The organism is Streptomyces sp. JH34 (assembly GCF_029428875.1).
Lineage (GTDB): Bacteria > Actinomycetota > Actinomycetes > Streptomycetales > Streptomycetaceae > Streptomyces.
Window position 1 is genome coordinate 5,177,849 of record NZ_JAJSOO010000001.1, and the last position, 18,607, is coordinate 5,196,455.

The window sequence follows — 18,607 nt, forward strand, 5'->3', positions numbered from 1 at the left end:
GCGACCGAGCCGGCGGGTCACGGCTCCCGGATGAGGGCGAGGCGCTCCCTTACGGCGTCCGCCTCCGGGTCCCGCAGCGCGTCGAAGATCGCGGCGGCACGGCGCCAGACGCCTTCGGCTCGCCGGGTGTCGCCCGTCGCCCGGAGCGTCTCTCCCAGCCGTACCAGGGTCTCCGCCTCGTGGTAGCGGTCCGCCGAGGCCCGGAACAGGGCTACGGCCTCCTCGTAGCTGGCGACCGCGCGGTCGTGACGGGCCAGATGGTGATAGGCGAAGCCGAGGCTGTCCAGGGTGGCGGCCTGGCCGTTGCGGTCACCGGCGTGCCGCTGCCGTTCGAGGGCCTGGGAACAGTTGTCGATGGCCCGTTCGTAGTCTCCCCCCGCGGCGTGCAGCCACCCGATCGCGTTCAGGGTGCGGGCCTCGCCGTCCCGGTTGCCGGACAGCCGGTACAGACGCAGCGCCTCGTCGCCGTGCCGCAGCGCCTCCGCCAGCCGTCCGTCCATGTAACAGAGTTCGACGTAGTTGTGCAGGGTCTGCGCCTGGCCTGTGGCGTCGCCCAGGCGGGCGTACAGCTCGAGGGAACGGCGCAGTCGGCTCTCCGCGGCACCGAGATTCCCGAGACGGGAGTCGGCACGGGCGAGCAGACGGCAGGCCATGGCCTGGCCTGCCGCATCGCCGGCTCTTTCGGCTGCGACGAGCGCGGTCTCCTGGACCGTGCGCTGGTCCTGCCACAGACCGTGGGGCGCCAGGTAGGCGGTGAGTGCCCAGGCCAGCTGCCAGCTGTACGCCTCGAAGCCGTGCCGCTCCGCCTGCGCCACGGTGCGCAGCAGGACCTGGTGCTCGGCGGCGAACCAGCCGAGGGCGGTGTCGGCGTCCCGGGCGTGCCCTCCGCTGTTGGCCGGCAGCCGTGGCACGGGCGTGACGGCCGGCCACTGAGGCTGCACGAGTACGGCTGCCGCGTGAGCGCGGTGCAGGAAGTGGTCGTACAGTCGTTCGAGGGCCTCCCCGCGTTCCGCGGGCGGCTCCGTCGTCCGCACGAGCTCGGCCGCGTAGGCCCGCAGCAGATCGTGGAACAGGTAACGCCCGGGGGAGTGCTCCGTCAACAGGTGCAGCCGTGTCAGCTCCAGGAGCAGAGGCCGGACCGAGGGCTCCGGGTCTCCGGCCAGCGCCGCCGCCGCGTCCAGTGTCAGGTCGGGGCCCGGGTGGAGTCCGAGCAGGCGGAAGAGGCGGGCCGCCCCGTCGGTGAGGGCGAGCGCGGACCAGGACAGGATCCGCCGTGCGTCGCCGTCCTCCAGTGCGTTCAGCAGCGCCCCGGCGGGGCGCAGTTCGGAGGCGAAGGTGTGGAGGGGGAAGGACGGGTGGTCCGCCATCCGTGCGGCCACGACGGCGAGGGCGAGGGGGAGCCGTCCGGTGGCGGCCACGATCTCCGCCGCCGCGGCCGGCTCGGCCGCGATCCGCTCACCCAGGCGGCGGGCGAGCAGGTCGGTCGACTCCCGCTCGGTCAGTACGTCCAGGGTGAGCGGCTGCGCCCCCTCGGTCGTCACCAGCCCGTGCATCCGCTCCCGGCTGGTGACGACCACCACGCTCCCTCCGGCTCCGGGCAGCAGCGGCCGCGCGTGGGCGGAGTCCCGTGCGTTGTCCAGGACGACGAGTACGCGGCGTGAGGCCAGCAGGCTGCGGAAGAGGCCCGCGCGGGCCTCCGTGCCGGAGGGTATCCGCGCCTGCGGTACCCCCAACGCCTCGATGAACCCCCGCAGGGCGTCGGTGGCCGGCAGCGGGCCCTCCTCGTCGTATCCGCGCAGGTTCACGTGGAGTTGACCGTCGGGGAAGCGGCCGGCCACCCGATGGGCCCAGTGCAGCACGAGAGCGGTCTTGCCGATGCCCGCCATTCCGGAGACCACGGTGATCACCGCGGTTCCCGGAACGGCGGTCGCGCCGCCGAGACAGGAGTCGAGCGCGGCGAGCGCGGCATCGCGGCCGACGAAGCCGGCCGTGACGAGCGGCAGTTGCCTGGGGCTGGGGGTGGCCGGGGCGTGCGCGGCCGGTGGGGGCACCGCGCGCTGCCTGAGTATGTCCTGGTGCAGACGGCTCAGTTCGGGGCCGGGTTCGAGGCCGGTCTCCCGGACCAGTACCTCGCGCGCCCGGCTGTGGGCCTCCAGCGCCCCCGCCACGTCACCGCCCCGGAAGAGGCCCAGCATCAGATGGAGCCAGGCGCCCTGCCGCAGCGGACGGCGCTCGACCAGCCCCCGCATGCGGAGGACCGCCTCCGGGCAGCGGTCCTCCGCGATCAGCGCCTCCGCGTAGTCCTCCTCGGCGTGCCAGCGCCGCTCCTCCAGCCGGCCCGCCCAGCGGTCGAGCGCGTCCGACAGCGGCAGCCCTTCGAGGAACGTCCCGCGCCACAGGCCCAGTGCCCGGTCCAGCTCCTCGCAGGCCCTGGCGGGATCGCCGAGGGTCAGGGCCCGGCGGCCGCCGGCCGCCGCCTCTTCGAAGAGGTCGACGTCCCGCTGCCCCGGCTCGATCCGGAGCAGGTAGCCGCCCGGTGTGCGCGGCACCCCGTCCCAGGGGCCGCCGCCGCCCAGGGAGGTCCGCAGACCGCGCACATAGGTCCGTAGGTTCGCGGCGGCGGAGGCCGGCGGGTCGTCGCCCCAGAGGGCCACGGTGAGTGCGGCGGTCGGTACGGTCTCGGAAGGGCGCCGGAGGAGGGCTGCCAGCAGCAGGCGCTGTTTGGCGGAGCCCAGGTCGAGGCGGTCGCCGTCGCGGGAGACCTCCAGCGGGCCGAGAAGAGCGAAATGCACCGTGACTCCCTGCCGTGCGTCCGAGGGTCCGCAAGTCCGTCTGCCGAGTGCGAGTTGTGCGCACTCTATGCGCGGAATGTGCGCCGCTCGCCATAGCGTGCCGCCTGTTGCGAAACACGTCTTCTCGACAAGGAGTCCTTGATGCGTATGTCCCGGAGGGCGGCACAGGCCGCAGTGACCGCTGCGGCTCTGGGCGGAACCATGATCATCTCGGCGACGCCGGCCGCCGCGGCGACGACGGCCCCGACCTGCATCGGCCGCATGGTCACGCAGACGACCGACGGCTTCGACGTCCTTCTCACGAACAAGTGCGGTGGCACCCGCTCGGTGAAGGTCGTCGTCTCACTGGCCGCGGACAGCCCCTGTTACGTGATGTCCAAAGGCACCAACGCCCTGTACGTCTACCACGGGATCTTCGGGAACTACGACCGTACGGTCAACTGCTGACGAGGTCTCATCAGCTGTCGCCACAGGGCCCTTCCGCGCGGCGGAAGGGCCCTGTGCCGTGTCCCGTCAGCCGCCCGTGGCCCGTGCGGGGCCGACCACCGACCGGGCCACTCCGAGCTCCACCAGGTCCTGGGGGCGAAGCCGGAGCTGATCGGCGGTGGACCGTACCTCGTCCGGACCGCGCTTCAGGATGGCCGCCGCCAGTTCCGGTGCGATCACCGAGAAGTAACTGTCCGTGGTGACATGGGTGTTGTCCGGCGCCGCCAGGGCGAGTGCGCCGCCGGAGCCGCCCTCGCCGATCACGAGCGTCGTCACGGGGACCCGGGCTCCGGCGACCGCCGCGAAGGCGTCCGCGATGGCGGCGCCCGCGCCGGCCCGTTCCGCCTCGGCGTCGTTGGCCGCGCCCGGGGTGTCGATCAGGGTGAGCACGGGAAGGCCGAGCCGGTCCGCGAGCCGGATCAGCCGGGCGGCCGTGCGGTAGCCCGCCGGACGGGTCGCGGTGCCGCACTGCGCGGCGTACGCCACCGGCCGTCCGGCGTGCAGGCCCACCCCGCAGAGCAGCCCCGGGTCCCTGCCGCCGCACCGGTCGCCGCCGATCGGCAGACGGTAAGCGAAGTAGGCGTCCAGATAGGCCTCCGCCCGTGGCCGCGCCACCGCCCGAGCCTGTTCCACCGCGTCCCAGCCGGTCGCGGGCAGCTCCGCGGCCGACAGTGCGTCCGGTACCGGGGCTGCCTGCGCGGGACCGGTGACCGCCAGCGCGGCCAGCCAGCGGCCCAGGGTCCCGGGCAGCTCCTCCGGCGCGACGACCGCGTCGATCTGGCCGGCTGCCAGTTGTCCCTCGGCGGTGTACGCGTACGGGTCCGCGTCGGCGGGCCGCACCCGGGAACCCGCGAAGCCGATCTGCGCCCCGGGCAGCGCCAGCACCACATCGGCGCCCGCCCCCACCGTGGCCCAGCCCCCACCGGTCGTCGGATCCCGCAGTACCGCGATCTGCGCAAGCCCCTCGGCCCTCAGCGAGGTGGAAGCGCGGGCCACGCGCTGCAGCTGTGTCAGCGCGATCATGCCCTCCTGCATCCTGCTGCCCCCGGTGGCGACGAGCGAGACGAGCGGCAGCCGCCGCTCGGCCGCCAGCGCGTACGCGGCCTCCAGACGGTCTCCGGTGTGTCCGCCCAGCGAGCCGCCCATGAAGCCGAACTCGAACGACACCAGAACGCACTCCCGGTCCCCGACGAGGGCGGTCCCGTACACGACGGACTCCTCCTCGCCTGTCCGTGCCGAGGCGCGCGCCCTGGACTCCCCGTAGCCGTTCCAGCCGAGCGGGCCGTCCGGTGGTGCGGGGCGTCCGGCCGGCAGGTGCTCCGCGAACCTCCCCGTGACGGCGGCGATCGCCTCCCGCGCCGACAGGCGGGCGCACCCGGAGTCAGTCACCCAGGGACCTCTTCATGATCTTGCCCAGCTCGTTGCGGGGGAGGGCGTCGAGGTAGCGGACGACGCGCGGGCGCTTGTGCGGTGCCAGCAGGTCCGCCACGTGGTCCGCGAGTTCCTGCTCACCAGGGGGCGGCCCGGGGGTTTCCGGTACCACCCAGGCGACGATACGCTCGCCGAGGTCCGCGTCCGGCTCGCCGGTGACGGCCGCCTCACGCACGCCGGGATGTTCCAGGAGGGCGTTCTCGATCTCGCCCGCGCCGATCTTGTAGCCGCCGCTCTTGATGAGGTCGGTGGCCTTGCGGCCGACGATCCTGACGTAGCCGTCGGGGTCGATCGTGGCCATGTCGCCCGTGCGGAAGAAGCCGTCCTCGGTGAAGGCGGCCGCCGTGGCGTCAGGGCGGTTCAGGTATCCGGTGAAGAGGTTCGGCCCGCGCACCTGGATCTCGCCGATGGACGCGGTGTCCTCGAGCACGGTGCCGTCCTCCTCGACGAGCCTGAGCTCGACGCCGGCCAGCGGTGGTCCGACCGTCCCGGCGCGCGGCGCGCCGTCGGCCCGTACGCCCGTGTTCATGAGGGTCTCCGTCATCCCGTACCGTTCGACGACCGTGCGTCCGGTGGCCGCGGCGATCCGTTCGTGGTCGTGGACCGGGAGGGCCGCCGAGCCGGAGACCAGCAGTCGTGCGCCCGCCAGGGCCTTCGCGAGGTTCCCGGGGCCCTCCGGGCCGGTCAGCGCGCCGGCGAGCCGGTGGTACATCGTCGGCACGCCGAACAGCATCGTGCCCCCGGAGAGAAGCTCCCGGGCCACCCCTTCGGTCGAGAACCTGCCGAGGTGGCGCACCGAGCCGCCCCTGCGCAGCGGGCCGAGGACGCCCAGGATCAGCCCGTGCACATGGAACAGCGGCAGGGCGTGGACGAGCACGTCCTCACCGGTCCACGCCCAGGCGTCCTCCAGAGCGTCCAGTGACGCGGCGATCGCCCGGCGGGTCAGGACCGCCCCCTTGGGCGGGCCCGTCGTGCCCGAGGTGTAGACGACCAGGGCCGGGGACTCCTCGGAGGGCTCGGCCGGGACGGCCCCGGCAGGACGGCCCGACGCGAGCGTGCTGACGTCCAGCCGTTCCAGGCCGTCCAGCGCGGGCGGCAGTGCGTCGGCCGCAGCGGCCAGCACCGTCGAGGGCGCGCTGTCGGCGACGATGTGCGCGAGTTCCCGCTCGCCGGTCTTCGGGTTGAGCGGTACGGCGGGCACCCCCGCCTGAAGGGCCGCCACCACGGCGACGACGGTCTCGGGGGTGGACGTGGCCCAGACGGCGACACGCCCCGCTCCCGCGATCCGGGTGGCGAGGGAGGCGGATGTCTCGGCCAACTGGGCGTAGGTCAGGACGTGTTCGCCGAACCGGACGGCCTCGGGGGAGTCCGTCCGGCCGGACGCTCCGCGCAGCGCGGGCAGTAGAGAGGTCACGCGGTGCAGCCTAGAAGACCGATGAGGATCCCGTCGGGGCTATGCGGTGGACGGGCAGGACTCGAAGTCGCCCGTAACAGCGGTCGGCCCGGGCCAGTGGGTCACCGCCACGGATGAGTGCGCACATGACTCGGATGCCGAGCTGTCATCGGCGTTTCAATGCACCTTTTCTGACATTCTGTCGGTTTGTGCGCTTGGTGCGACACGGAACGTCCCTAAGGGGTGCGCTTGAACGCGGTGAAGCGGAGCCGGACGACGAGGACTGCCGCTGGAGTCTCGGCCGCAGTCCTTCTGATGCTTACAGGGTGTGAGGTGCCCGGTGTCTACCGGCAGGCCCGCCCGGCCAGTGGCGGTCCGTATGTCTTCTACGTGAGCCACGACGGTGATGACGAGAACGACGGCATGTCGCCGGAGAAGCCCTGGCGGACCCTCGACCACGCCGACGCAGTGCGCTTCCGGCCCGGCGACCGGCTCCGGCTCAAGGGCGGCGAGCGGTTCCGGGGCAGTGTCACCCTGGAGAAGGGCGAGGCCGGCAGCTCGACGGAGCCGGTCGTGATCGATTCGTACGGCACCGGCCGAGCCACGATCGCGCCGCGCGGCAGGTCCGGCATCACCGTGCACGACACCGCCGGAGTGGAGATCAGGAACGTCTCGCTGGTCGGCGACCGCGAGGCGCTGCGAGAGGGCATCGGGATCGCCTTCCGCACCAGGCTCCCGGGCGGCCGGCGACTCGACCACGTCAGGATCACGAACGTCGAGGCCACAGGCTTCCAGAACGGGATCAGCGTCGGCGCGGGTAAGGGCGCTGCCGAGGGCTACAGCGACGTGCGCATCACAGACGTGTCCGTGCACCACAACCTCGAGGCCGGACTCGTCTTCTACGGGCCGGGGTTCGAGGCCGAACGCCCAGCCTACGCGCACGCCGGAATCCGGATCGACCGGGTCAAGGCGTATTCCAACACCGGTGACCCGGACAGCGACACGCGCAACACGGGCAGTGGTGTCGTGCTCGGCAGCGTCCGCGACGCCAAGGTGATGCGCTCGGTGGCCCACGACAACGGCTCGAGGTCGGCGGCCGACGCCGAGGAGGGCCCCGAGGGCATCTGGGTGTACGACTCCACCCGCGTGGTGCTGGAGAACAACAGGGCGTACCGCAACCGCACCGGCTCGCGCGTCGACGGTGGCGGATTCGGGCTCGACAACAACGTTTCGCGATCGGTCATGCAGTACAACCTCGCGTACGGCAACGACGGGCCTGGCTTCCTCGTCTATTCCGGCAAGCCCACCGGCGCCCACAAGAACAATGTCGTCCGCTTCAACATGAGCTGGGACGACGCGCGGAAGCTGCCCGAGTACGGCGGCATCGTCGCCTACGGCGTCCGCATGAGGAACCTGGACATCTACCACAACACGGTCGTGATGCGTACGGGGGACCTGGCTTCCCCGGTGGACGACGGGAACCGGCCTCCCGCGCTGCGGCTGCAGGACGGCATGCGCGGCGTGCGGGTCCACAACAACATCTTCGCCACCGACGGCGGTCCGCTGGTGGCGGCCGAGTCGTCGTACGGCCCCGGGACGCTGCTCCTCCAGGGGAACGACTACTACAGCACGGGCCCTTGGTCGTTGGAGTGGGGAACGCGGCGCTTCACGACGCTGGCCGACTGGCGCACCGGCTCCCGCCAGGAATTGCTCGACGGCGAGCCGACCGGCTCCAGCGACGACCCGTGCCTGTCCGGTCTGGCCGGACCGGTCCCCAGCGGGGCCGGCCCCGGGAGCCTGGTGCCGCACTGCGAGGGCGAGGTCCCCGCCGGTATCGCCCCGCAGGCGCTGGGCGTCGATGTGGGCTCCGTCGACTACTTCGGCAACCGGGTCCCGCGGTCGCCGGACGTCGGGGCCGTGCAGGCTCCCGCAGCCGACTGAGCCGAGCACCGCGAGCTCCGCGAACACCGAGGAGCCGGCCGGATCGGGGCGGTCCACCACCCTCCGCGTGTGGACCGCCGCCGACGCCGGTGGCGTCTTCGCGTCCCGGACGCCGCTCTCCCGGCAGCTGTCGGAGAACCACCTCACCGTGCCGACCGCTGCTGCTGGAGTACGGGCGTGAAACGGCTCGGCCCCGCGCTCGTGACCGAGGGCCATGAGCGCGGGGCAGATGCCGGAGGGGTCTATCCCCGGCCGGCCGGCAGTGCGGCGGCCATGGCCGCCGTCCGGCCCGGTTCGGCCGTCATGGGCGCGATCACGGCCCGCAGCGGCTCCCCGACCCGGCCGGCCGACGGCAGGCCCGGCGACGCCGGCCGCCCCAGTGCCTTGACGGTCCATCCGGCGGCCCGCCACGTGTCGTGCGGGAGCGCGTTCCGTCCGTCGATGAGGACCGGCCGGCGGACCACGCGCGCCAGCTTGACCGGGTCCGCCTGGCGGTACTGGCCCCACTCGGTGAGATGGAGGACGATCTCCGCCCCCTGGCAGGCCGTCAGCAGGTCCGGGCTGCAGCGCAGCTCCGGATGGGCGAGGCGGGCGTTCGCGGTACCCTCCGGGTCGTGGACCCGGACGTCGGCGCCCTGCCGGTGCAGCGACATCGCGACGGCCAGAGCCGGCGAGTCGCGCACGTCGTCGCTGTCCGGCTTGAAAGTCGCACCCAGGATGGTCACCCGACGCCCGGTCAGGTCGCCGCCGACCATCTGACGGGCGAGCGCGACGGTACGGGCCCGCTGGCGTTCGTTGATCTCGTCGACCTGGTGGAGGAACGCGACGGCCGGACCGACGCCGAGCTCCTCCGCGCGGGCGGTGAACGCCCGGATGTCCTTGGGCAGGCAGCCACCGCCGAAGCCCAGACCGGCGTTCAGGAACCGCCGGCCGATCCGGGTGTCGTGGCCGAGGGCGTCGGCGAGGGTGGCCACGTCCGCGCCCGCGGCGTCGCAGATCTCGGCCATCGCGTTGATGAAGGAGATCTTCGTGGCGAGGAAGGAGTTGGCCGCGACCTTCACCAGTTCGGCCGTGCTCGGGTCGGTGCAGATGTAGGGGACGCCCGCCTCCAGCATCGGCGCGTACACCCGGCGCAGCGTCTCGTCGGCCTCCCGGCTGGTGGTGCCCGCCACGAGCCTGTCCGGCCGCAGCGTGTCCTCGACCGCGAAGCCCTCCCGCAGGAATTCGGGGTTCCACGCCACCTCGGCCCGCACCCCCTCCGGCACGAGATCCGCGATGCGGGAGGCCAGCCGGGCAGTGGTGCCGACCGGCACGGTGGACTTGCCGACCACCAGGCACGAAGCGGGCAGGTGCGGCGCGAGCCCGTCGACGACCGCGTCCACGTACCGCAGGTCGGCCGCGAGGGAGCCGGCCTTCTGCGGGGTACCCACGCAGATGAAGTGGACCTCGCCGTGGGCCGCCGCCTCGCGCAGTCCGGTGCTGAAGCGCAGGCGCCCGGAGGCGAGCGCCCGGGTCAGGACATCGTCGAAGCCGGGTTCGTAGAAGGGCGGTCGCCCTTCGACGAGGGCGGTGATCTTCTCGCTGTCGACATCGACGCCGAGCACGTCGTGTCCGATGTCGGCCATGCAAGCGGCGTGCACGGCTCCGAGATACCCCGTACCGATGACGGTCAGCTGCATGTGCTGGTCTCCTGTCTGGGCGAGGGTGCGGGGAGGGACGAGGTGTACGGGGCGCGGCGGGGGGCGTAGCCGTGCGGGTTCCGCTGTTGGAAGTTCCACGCGTCGCGGCACATCGCGGCCAGGTCGCGCTGCGCGCTCCACCCCCAGGCCGCGGTGACCTTCGCGGGATCGGCGACGAGTTCCGCGACGTCGCCGGGGCGGCGCTCGGTGATGCGGTGCGGGATCGGCCGTCCCGAAGCCTCCTCGAAGGTGCGCACCAGTTCCAGGACGGACGCCCCGTGCCCGGTGCCGAGGTTGAAGACCCGCATGCCGGTCGCGTCGTCGATGTGGTCGAGGGCCGCGCGGTGTCCCTCGGCGACGTCCACGACGTGGATGTAGTCGCGCACCCCGGTGCCGTCGGGCGTCGGGTAGTCGTCGCCGAAGACGCTGAGCTCGTCGCGACGGCCCACGGCGATCTGGGTGAGGAAGGGCATGATGTTGTTCGGTACGCCGCGCGGGTCCTCGCCGAGCAGCCCGGTGGGGTGGGCGCCGGCCGGATTGAAGTACCGCAGCGCGAGCACGCGCAGTTCGGGCACGTGCCGGCACAGGTCCGTGAGGACCTGCTCGCAGGTCCACTTGGTGGTGGCGTACGGGTTGGTCGGCGCGGCCGGGGAGTCCTCGGTCAGCGGGACGGTACTGGCGTCGCCGTAGACCGAGCAGGAGGACGAGAACACCAGGCGGTGCACCCCGTGGTCATGCATGGCCGAGACCAGGGCCGTGGTGCCGCCGACGTTGATGTCGTAGTACGCGAGCGGGATCTGTACCGACTCGCCGACGGCCTTCTTCGCGGCGAAGTGGATCACCGCGTCGATCGGGTGGCTCATGAAGACGGCGTCCAGGGCCCGTCGGTCACGCACGTCCGCGACGTGGGTCGCGGCGAGCGGACGCCCCGCGATCTTCGTGACGCGTTCGAGGGCTTCGGGAGAGCTGTTGGAGTGGTCGTCGAGCACGACGACCTCGTGGCCGGAGCGGAGGAGCTCGACGCAGGTGTGGCTTCCGATGAAACCGGCGCCGCCGGTTACCAGGACCGTTTGGGACACGGGAACCTCGTTTCTCGATCGGCCGCAGGGGCCGTCACCAGGCGTAGAAGCCGGTGAGATAGGTGGGGAAGACGGCGACGGCGAGCGCGAGGGGGAGCAGGGTCAGCGCGCCGGCGGCGAGCGGAAGCGCGGCCGTGCGCAGTGTCCGGAAGACGGAGACACCGGTTGCGCGTGCCGTCTCCCTGACGTGCAGCCCGCCGATCGCGAGCGTGACGGCGGTGTACGAGGCGGAACCGAGGATGCAGAGGAAGACGTAGCCGACGGCCGGACCCGTGAACTGGCCGACCAGGGCCGAGCCCGACAGGAAGGTCGTGATCAGCAGGTACGGGGCGACGGCGCGCAGCGGGAGCGGCTCCAGGCCGTCGCGCTTCTTCGGCGTCACCTTGAAGGTGACCTGACGGGGCCGCAGTTTCTGCCTCAAGGCTGCCAGTACTCCCCAGGCGACGTAGGGCCAGCTGGAGAGCCCGAAGAGCCAGATCTCCCAGCTGACGACCACGGAGTCCTTCGGACGCATCAGACCGCGACGGCGGCAGAGCAGCGACAGCAGGATGAGCCAGACGGACATGCTCCAGAAGCGCGCCAGGAACTCGAAGTAGTTGACGTTGATCCAGGGAGCACCGGTGATCGCGGCGATCGGCGGCAGCAGGAGGCCGGTGATGACGGCCATGGCGAGGAGCGGGTAGTACATCAGCGCCGCACCGAAGCGCACCCGCAGCTTGAGGGACATGCGGCCGAGGTGGCGTGGCAGCATTCCCAGGAGCATGACAGCCAGGCTGCGGGACCACTGGAACTCCTGGGTGATCATGGCGCCGAAGGTGAGAGGACCCTCGCCGTGTGCCTCCGCGTCGATCGCGAACGCGCCCTGCCAGCCGGCCGAGCTGAGCAGGAAGGTGGTCGAGAAGTCCTCGGCGAGCTCGGGGCCGAGACCGCCGATGTCCCGCAGCGCCCGGGTACGGACGGCGTAGTGCGAGCCGATGCACACCGGGGCGAGGCCGGCGGAGTGGCCCAGTTGCATGGGGCCGTGGAACGTGGCCTCGCGCTGCAGCCGGCCGCGGGCCGCCCAGGACTCGCCGGCGTTCGAGTCGCAGACGCTGGGGGCCGCGACGTAGCCGATGGCCGGGTCGGCGAAGGGGCGGACGACCTCGGCGAGGTACCGGGTGCCGGGGACGTGGTCGCAGTCGAGTTGGGCGACCACGTCGTAGCGGGCGTAGCCCCAGTGGTCGTAGAAAAAGGCCAGGTTGCCCTCCTTGCAGCGCGTGCGCCGCGGCCAGTCGGCCCGGTGGTAGTCGGTGCGGCCCCGTCGGCAGGAGACGCCGACGCCGTGGGCCCGGCACCAGTCCGTGATCTCCTCGGTGGGGTCCTCGTCGCACAGCCACACGTCGTAGGCGTGAGGGAAGTCCTGGTCGAGCATCGCCTCCAGGGTGGCGCGGGCGAGGTCCCAGCCCTCGGACGGAGCGCGGGTCACCACGAACGCGGTGCGGACCGCGGGCACCTCGACGGCCGGGTCGAAGCGCCGCATACGAAGCAGCGCGACGAGGAAGTGCACCGGCTGGTAGGTCAGGTACAGCAGGAGAGCGCTGTTGATGACCATGCCCAGCCAGCCGACGCGGTGGGACGGCTGGAGCCACCAGGCCCAGAACCAGACCAGGCAGCTCGCCCAGCCCAGCGACAGCAGTGCGACGAGGAAGCGGTCGTAGCGTGAGAACGCCCGCACGGAACTGGAGGGGAGGGTGGTCAGCCGGTGCGACGGCCTTGCGAGGACGGGGCCGTCCGGGCCGATGGAGGCCACCGAACCCTTCGACAGGGCTCGGATCTCCTCGCCCAGCGCATCCCACTCCTCCGGTGACCCGGGAGCAGGGGAGGGCTGCGGGAAATCCTTGACGGTTCCGGTCCCGAGGACGGGACCCTGCTCCAACGACGTCATGGCAGCGAGTTCTCCAGATGGTGCGACAGGGGGCCGTCGGGTGTGGGGGAGGAGAAGGGGGTCACTTCGCCGAGGCGGGCAGCCCGGGTGAGGTGGCGGACGCCACGGCGGTGACGGCGGACGAGGGGCCGGGGATCGTCTGCGGTGTGGTCGCCGTGGTCTTCACCGCGGCGAGCGGTACCGTCTCGCTCTGGCCGCCGCGGATCGCCGCGGCAGACGTGCCGAGCCGGTCCGGGCGGGCGGCGAAGTACGCGACGGTCCTGCGCAGGCCCTCGGTGATGTCGATCTCCGGCTCCCAGCCCAGTACCTCGCGGGCGCGGGTGATCACCGGGCGGCGGCGGACCGGGTCGTCGACGGGCAGCGGGTGGTGCTGCACCTCGGACGGCGAGCCGGTCATCGCCAGCACGATCTCGGCGAGCTCGGTGACGGTGCGTTCGACCGGATTGCCGAGGTTGAACGGGCCCATCTCGGACGAGTCGAGGAGTGCGACGAGACCGCGGATCAGGTCGTCCACGAAGCAGAAGCTACGGGTCTGCCCGCCGTCGCCGTAGATGGTGAGCGGTTCACCGGTGAGGGCCTGGGTGATGAAGCTGGACACCACACGCCCGTCGTGCGGGCGCATCCGCGGGCCGTAGGTGTTGAAGATCCGTGCGATGCCGACATCGAGGCCGTGCGTGCGGCGGTACGCGGCGGAGACCGCCTCGGCATACCGCTTCGCCTCGTCGTAGACGCTGCGCGGACCGATGGAGTTGACGTTGCCCCAGTACGTCTCCTCCTGCGGGTGGACCAGGGGGTCGCCGTAGATCTCGCTCGTCGACGCGAGGACGAAGCGGGCGTCGTGACGCAGCGCCAGACGCAGCGCGTTCTCGGTGCCGCGGCTGCCGACCGCGAGGGTCTCGAGCGGCTGGCGCAGGTAGTCGGGCGGGGACGCGGGGGACGCCAGGTGGGCAACGGCGTCCACGCGGCCGGTGACCTCCACGGAAAGGCTCACGTCGACGGGCTGGAATTCGAACGACGGGTCGGACAGGAGGTGTGCGATGTTCGCGGGGTCGCCCGTCGAGAAATTGTCCAGGCATACGACCGAGTCGCCGCGCAGCAATAGCGCTTCGCACAGGTGCGAACCAAGGAAACCACCGCCACCGGTAACGGCAACGCGCATGTGTTTCTCCAGGAATGAGAGGTGAATTGGCCCCACGTCCCGCGCGCATGGACAGCAGAATGCGGACGGCTCGGACAAGCCGATATGCGGAGCGGTCTCGGGAAACGTAGGCCGAGAGTATGGGAATACGTAACCATTTTTATAAGGCTAGTCCGAGGAATGGGCTGTTCGGCGGGTGTCACGCGAGGCGGTGCACGGGGCTCTTCCCGGTTCGGGGCTGTTCCGGCTTTCGAACGGCGTAATCCGCCAAGGTCACACGCATGTGTGAGGTCGGGTCGCGTATGCCGGACCGGTGGCTGAGCTGTCTGTACACGCGTCGCGGGTGCACGCGTTCGAGGCGTGCGGGGAGGTGGCCCCAGGAGTCGCGGTACCGCCCGCGCCCGGTCGTCTGTGTGTGATCACCCGAATCGCGCTACGTACGCGTCCCGCCCCGCGGGGAACTCCGACAGCGTCCCGCCGCCCCAGTCATGGTCGAAGTAGGACTGGTACGCGACATCACCCCAGGAGAAGTATTCGACCATCCGGTCGATGTAATACGGGTCGTCACCGCCCCCTGCGAACGCGTCTCCGGGGCGGTACAGACCCCACTCGGAGCACACATTGCGCTTCCCCCGCGCGCGGACGAAGGCGACATGGGCGTCGAGGCCCAGTTCCTGGGACCGGATCCAGGACCAGCGGTCGGCCGGGGACACCGCCGGGGCGGCCCACTTGAGGTCGTAGGCGTTCATGCCCAGCCAGTCGACGTACCCGTCCCCCGGGTAGTAGTCGGCGAAGGTGCGCAGCCGCCGTCCGGGCTGCACACCGAGCGCGCTCGACAGCTCGAACGTGAAGCGTGCTCCTGGCGTCGCGCGGAACACGTCGACGACGTGCCGGAACAGAGCCGCGTAGCCCGCGGGGTCGTCCGTCGCCTGCCACGCGCCGATGGCCCGGTTGTTCGGCTCCCAGCCGAGCCGGACCACCGCGTCGCAGTGGCCCGACTCCACCAGCGCCCCCGCAGCCCGTGCGTACGCCGCGTCGAACTCGCCCGCCACCCCGCGCGCGAACGCCCCCTCGAAACCGTCGACCAGCGGCGGAACGCCGTACACGAAGGCCGAGCCCGGGCGTCCGTCCCGCCATGCGCGCCACGGACCGAGCTGGTACCGGCACATGGCCGCCGGATCGAAGTCCGTCCAGCTCGCGTGCGGCAGGTAGTCGTTGCCGATCTCGACGGGCCGGCCCAGAAGCTCCTCGTGCCGCACCGTGGCTTCGACGGCCTCGGCGCCGTACCCCTTGTACACGCCCAACAGGGCGTGGGCGGATCTGTCGATGACACACCTGCCGGGGACGGAACGGGCTTCGGTCCGCCCATGGTCTCCGGGACCGCCGCGACGCGGGGCCATTTCGGCGCTCGTGTCGCACCTCGCCCGGCGCCACCCGCCGAACCGCCGGCCGGCTCCTGGGTCAGCCGTCGCGCCGGACGGTCCGCATCCGGCCGTAGGCGTACACCGCGCCCGCCAGTGCGAGGTCGGAGAGCAGCATGAAGCCGATCGAGTACGAGCTCTTCGCGCTGTAGATCGCGCCCATGACCAGCGGGGGCACGAAGCCGCCGAGTCCGCCCATCGCGCCCACGATGCCGGTGACGCTGCCCACCTCGGCCTGCGGTGTCACCTGCGAGACCAGGGCGAAGACGCTTCCGCTCGCGGTGCCGAGTCCGGCAGCCATGCACAGCAGCGCGATCGTACCGAGCGGATCCAGCGGCGGGTCGAAGGCCTGGACGATGGCCGTCAGCGCCGCCAGGAGCAGCGCCGCGGCCGCGACGAGGGCGGGGTGGATCCGGTCCGACAGCCAGCCGCCGACCGGCCGGAAGATGACCGTGACCAGCGCGAAACCCGCCGCCTTGGTGCCCGCCTCGGTCGGCGACATCTCGTACCAGGTCTTCAGGTACGTCGGCAGGTACACACCGAAGGCGACGATGCCGCCGAAACCGATCGCGTACAGCGCGGCCAGCTCCCACGTCACCCGCAGCCTGCCCGCCCGCCCCAGCCGGTGGCCCAGCGAGTCCGTGGGCGCCTTGCGGTCCGGATGGTCGCTGACCAGCACCACGGCCAGGAGCGAGTACACCAGGAGCGCGCCGGCGACGATCAGGAAGGGGAGGTTCTCGTCGTGCTCGGCGATCCGCGGCGTGAAGAAGCCGGACAGTGCGACGCCCCCCATGCCCATGCCGAACACCCCGAGTGCGAAACCTCTGTCCGCGGGCGGGAACCACGAGTTGACCAGGGGGATGCCGATCGCGAACGTCGTCCCGCCGAGGCCGAGGAGAAAGCCGACGGCCAGCATCGCCCCGTAGTTGTCCTTCGCCGGGATGAGCAGCAGGACCGGGACGACCGTCAGGGCCGAGACGAGGGGGAACATCCGTCTGGCGCCGAACTTGTCGGTCAGCGCGCCCGCCGGGACACGGCCGAGCGAGCCGACGAGCACGGGCACCGCCACCAGCAGCGACTGCTGGAAGGAGCTCAGATCCAGCCGCTCCTTGAAGTCGCCCGACAGCGGGGATACCAGGTTCCACGCCCAGAAGGTGAGGGTGAAGCCGATCGTGGCCATGATCAGGTTCCGGTACGCGGCAGATCGTCTCCGATCCGGGGCGGGGGCCTGCTGGGCGGCTGTCTGCACACCGCAAGTCAAGGGCGGGGAGGAGGTCGGGGCACGGCGGGTTGGGCCATCCGGGTAGACGGCGCCGGGCAGGCGTCCGTAGGGCGGAGGGCCTCCGAGCGGCCACCCCGGGGCCGTCCGCAGGCCGTTTCCGGCCCCGGGCTGGGAGAATCAGCGGTATGGACCGGCTGGACAGAGAGATCCTCGGCATCCTCCAGGAGGACGCCCGGATCTCGTACCGCGATCTGGGCGTGCGTGTCGGACTCAGTGCCAACGCGGCGGGCGACCGCGTGCGCCGTATGCGCCGCGACGGGGTGATCCGTGGCTTCACGGTCATCGTCGACCCCGCCGCCGACACCCGTTCGGGCCTCGTCGTCTTCATCGACGTGTCGTTGCGCCTCGACACGACGAACGAGGAGTTCGAGCGTTCGGTGCTGACCCTGCCCGGCATCACCGAGGTGGTGCACGTGACGGGCGGCCACGACTACCTCGTACGCGCCACGGCGGCCGATCCCGGCTCCCTGGACACACTGCTGCGGCGGCTGAAGAAGGACGCGGGCGTGGCCCACTCCACCACCCGGATCGCCCTCAGAGCGGCGCCTGCCAGATGACCGTCGGCGACCGGCCGCCGTCCTCGGCGCGCCCGTCGTCCGCGACCACGAGCCGCACCGCCGCACGCCCGTCGGCCAGCCGTGCCGTCGCGTCCACCTCCACCTCGACGGCCGACACCCCCTCCCGCCGGTGCGCGCCGGCGAGTGCCCCGCGCAGCACGTCGAGCAGTTCGCCGTCCACCGGCTCCGTCACCAGGGCGTCCACCGCGCCGGTGAACTGCACCGACGGCTGGAACCCGAGCACCGCCGCCGCGCCGCCCGTCTCCCTGAGGACCCGGCCGCGGAAGGTCGTGGGTGCTTCGGCGGGTGGTTGCTGGAGCGCGAAGATCGTGGTCCTGACCTCCTGGATGGTGGAGTCCAGCTCGTCGACCGCGTGTCCGAGCAGCTCGGCGGTCTCCGTGTCCCCGGCCAGGTCCCTGCGACGGGTCGACTCCAGCATCATCTCCGTCGCGAACAGCCGCTGTACGACGAGATCGTGCAGGTCGCGGGCGATGCGGTCGCGGTCCTCGTAGACCGCCAGCTGCTCCCTGTAGTGCTGCGCGTCGGCCATCACCAGGGCGAGCGCGGCCTGGGAGGCGAACTGCGAGGCGAGCAGCCGGTCCATCGCCGTGTACGGGGCGCCACCGCGTCGGCGGGGCAGCGCGAGCGTGCCGATGAGCCGGCCCCCGCTCTGCAGGGGCAGCATCATGCTGGGCCCGTAGCGGGACCGTACCGGGGTCGTCATCCGTTCGTCCGTCGCGGAGTCCTCGATGAAGACCTCCTCGCCGCCCAGCAGCTGGACGAGGACGGGGGAGCCCGGCTCGATGGCCGTACCCACGATGCCCGCCGGGTCGTCGAGGGTGGAGGCGGCGACGATCTCCATCCCGCCGTCCGGGGTCGGCAGGAGGATCACCCCGGCCGCGGCTCCCGCCAGCACCCTGGCCCGCTCGGCGACCGTCGTCAGGGCGTCCGTCGTACCCGCTCCGGTCAGCAGCGCCCTGGTGACGGCGGCCGCCCCCTCGATCCAGTGCTCCCGCTGCCTCGCCGCCTCGTACAGGTGGGCGCCTCCGATCGCCGCGGCCGCCTGGGAGGCCAGCAGCCGCAGCAGCGCCAGTTCGGTGTCGGTGAAGCGGCCCGGTTCGTCCGCGGTGAGACAGAGGCTGCCGAGCACCTCGGTGTGGACCCGGACGGGCGCGCCCAGGAAGGAGCGCGCGGAGAGAGGGGCCGGCACGTCGCGGCGGTGCGGTCCCGCCGTCAGATCGTCGACGCGGACGGCCTGCGCGTCGTCCACGAGCGCCCCGAGCGCCCCTGTACGCCCGTCCAGGAGCGGACCCGCGGCGCGGCGTTCGTCGTCGGACATGCCGGCGGTGAACAGGTCGGTGACCCTGCGGTCCTCACCGTGGAGGAGGGCCAGGGCGCCGTGGCGCGCCCCGGCCAGCGCCGTGGCGGTGTCCACGATGTGCTGGAGGGTGGTCTTCAGGTCGAGGCCCGTCCCCGCCACCGGT

General features: G+C 72.1%; 13 protein-coding genes. 3 read left to right on the forward strand and 10 right to left on the reverse strand.

From position 1 onward, the window contains the following. Window positions 1-17: 17 nt before the first annotated feature. Complete coding sequence (locus tag LWJ43_RS23155) at window positions 18-2,792, reverse strand: AfsR/SARP family transcriptional regulator (RefSeq protein WP_277334131.1); 2,775 nt, start codon at window positions 2,790-2,792, stop codon at window positions 18-20. A 141-nt stretch (window positions 2,793-2,933) separates the two neighbouring features. Here LWJ43_RS23155 and LWJ43_RS23160 point away from each other — a divergent pair, with 141 nt between their 5' ends. After that, window positions 2,934-3,239: a beta-Ig-H3/fasciclin gene (locus LWJ43_RS23160; protein WP_277334132.1), complete on the forward strand. Its 306-nt coding sequence runs from the start codon at window positions 2,934-2,936 to the stop codon at window positions 3,237-3,239. Between the two features lie 66 nt (window positions 3,240-3,305). Here the strand turns inward: LWJ43_RS23160 and LWJ43_RS23165 are convergent, their stop codons facing one another. Further along, the gene (locus LWJ43_RS23165; RefSeq protein WP_277334133.1) at window positions 3,306-4,667 is read right to left on the reverse strand and encodes a carboxyl transferase domain-containing protein; all 1,362 of its coding nucleotides are present in this window, start codon (window positions 4,665-4,667) and stop codon (window positions 3,306-3,308) included. Beyond that, window positions 4,660-6,123: an acyl-CoA synthetase gene (locus LWJ43_RS23170; RefSeq protein WP_277334134.1), complete on the reverse strand. Its 1,464-nt coding sequence runs from the start codon at window positions 6,121-6,123 to the stop codon at window positions 4,660-4,662. The genes LWJ43_RS23165 and LWJ43_RS23170 overlap by 8 nt, the downstream gene beginning before the upstream one ends. Window positions 6,124-6,435: 312 nt before the next feature. Here LWJ43_RS23170 and LWJ43_RS23175 point away from each other — a divergent pair, with 312 nt between their 5' ends. Continuing rightward, entirely contained in the window at window positions 6,436-8,043 is a 1,608-nt protein-coding gene (locus LWJ43_RS23175) for a right-handed parallel beta-helix repeat-containing protein (protein ID WP_277334135.1), read from the forward strand. Window positions 8,044-8,285: 242 nt separating this feature from the next. On the opposite strand, the gene LWJ43_RS23180 is transcribed toward LWJ43_RS23175, so the two are convergent. The 6 genes from LWJ43_RS23180 to LWJ43_RS23205 form a co-directional block, all read right to left on the reverse strand. Beyond that, entirely contained in the window at window positions 8,286-9,722 is a 1,437-nt protein-coding gene (locus tag LWJ43_RS23180) for a UDP-glucose dehydrogenase family protein (RefSeq protein WP_277334136.1), read from the reverse strand. After that, a complete protein-coding gene (gene galE, locus LWJ43_RS23185; protein WP_277334137.1) occupies window positions 9,713-10,801 on the reverse strand; it encodes a UDP-glucose 4-epimerase GalE in 1,089 nt (362 codons plus the stop codon). The genes LWJ43_RS23180 and galE overlap by 10 nt, the downstream gene beginning before the upstream one ends. Before the next feature lie 34 nt (window positions 10,802-10,835). Next, complete coding sequence (locus LWJ43_RS23190; protein WP_277334138.1) at window positions 10,836-12,725, reverse strand: glycosyltransferase; 1,890 nt, start codon at window positions 12,723-12,725, stop codon at window positions 10,836-10,838. Between the two features lie 61 nt (window positions 12,726-12,786). Further along, complete coding sequence (locus tag LWJ43_RS23195) at window positions 12,787-13,884, reverse strand: UDP-glucuronic acid decarboxylase family protein (RefSeq protein ID WP_277334139.1); 1,098 nt, start codon at window positions 13,882-13,884, stop codon at window positions 12,787-12,789. Between the two features lie 398 nt (window positions 13,885-14,282). Then, a complete protein-coding gene (locus LWJ43_RS23200) occupies window positions 14,283-15,161 on the reverse strand; it encodes a glycoside hydrolase family 26 protein (protein ID WP_277334140.1) in 879 nt (292 codons plus the stop codon). Window positions 15,162-15,324: 163 nt separating this feature from the next. Continuing rightward, window positions 15,325-16,533: a nitrate/nitrite transporter gene (locus LWJ43_RS23205; protein WP_462100903.1), complete on the reverse strand. Its 1,209-nt coding sequence runs from the start codon at window positions 16,531-16,533 to the stop codon at window positions 15,325-15,327. Window positions 16,534-16,691: 158 nt separating this feature from the next. On the opposite strand from LWJ43_RS23205, the gene LWJ43_RS23210 reads away from it, so the two are divergent. Continuing rightward, window positions 16,692-17,123, forward strand: coding sequence for an Lrp/AsnC family transcriptional regulator (locus tag LWJ43_RS23210; protein ID WP_277334142.1), 432 nt, complete (start codon window positions 16,692-16,694; stop codon window positions 17,121-17,123). Here LWJ43_RS23210 and LWJ43_RS23215 read toward each other — a convergent pair. Beyond that, window positions 17,101-18,603 (reverse strand): sensor histidine kinase, encoded by a 1,503-nt coding sequence (locus LWJ43_RS23215; RefSeq protein ID WP_277334143.1) that lies wholly within the window; start codon window positions 18,601-18,603, stop codon window positions 17,101-17,103. The genes LWJ43_RS23210 and LWJ43_RS23215 overlap by 23 nt on opposite strands. Window positions 18,604-18,607: the final 4 nt, after the last annotated feature.

Bases quoted from the DNA above. Each gene is read 5' to 3' on its own strand.
- LWJ43_RS23190 (WP_277334138.1), bottom strand. From the start codon at position 12,725: ATGACGTCGTTGGAGCAGGGTCCCGTCCTCGGGACCGGAACCGTCAAG.
- LWJ43_RS23160 (WP_277334132.1), top strand. From the start codon at position 2,934: ATGCGTATGTCCCGGAGGGCGGCACAGGCCGCAGTGACCGCTGCGGCT.
- LWJ43_RS23180 (WP_277334136.1), bottom strand. From the start codon at position 9,722: ATGCAGCTGACCGTCATCGGTACGGGGTATCTCGGAGCCGTGCACGCC.
- LWJ43_RS23195 (WP_277334139.1), bottom strand. From the start codon at position 13,884: ATGCGCGTTGCCGTTACCGGTGGCGGTGGTTTCCTTGGTTCGCACCTG.
- LWJ43_RS23210 (WP_277334142.1), top strand. From the start codon at position 16,692: ATGGACCGGCTGGACAGAGAGATCCTCGGCATCCTCCAGGAGGACGCC.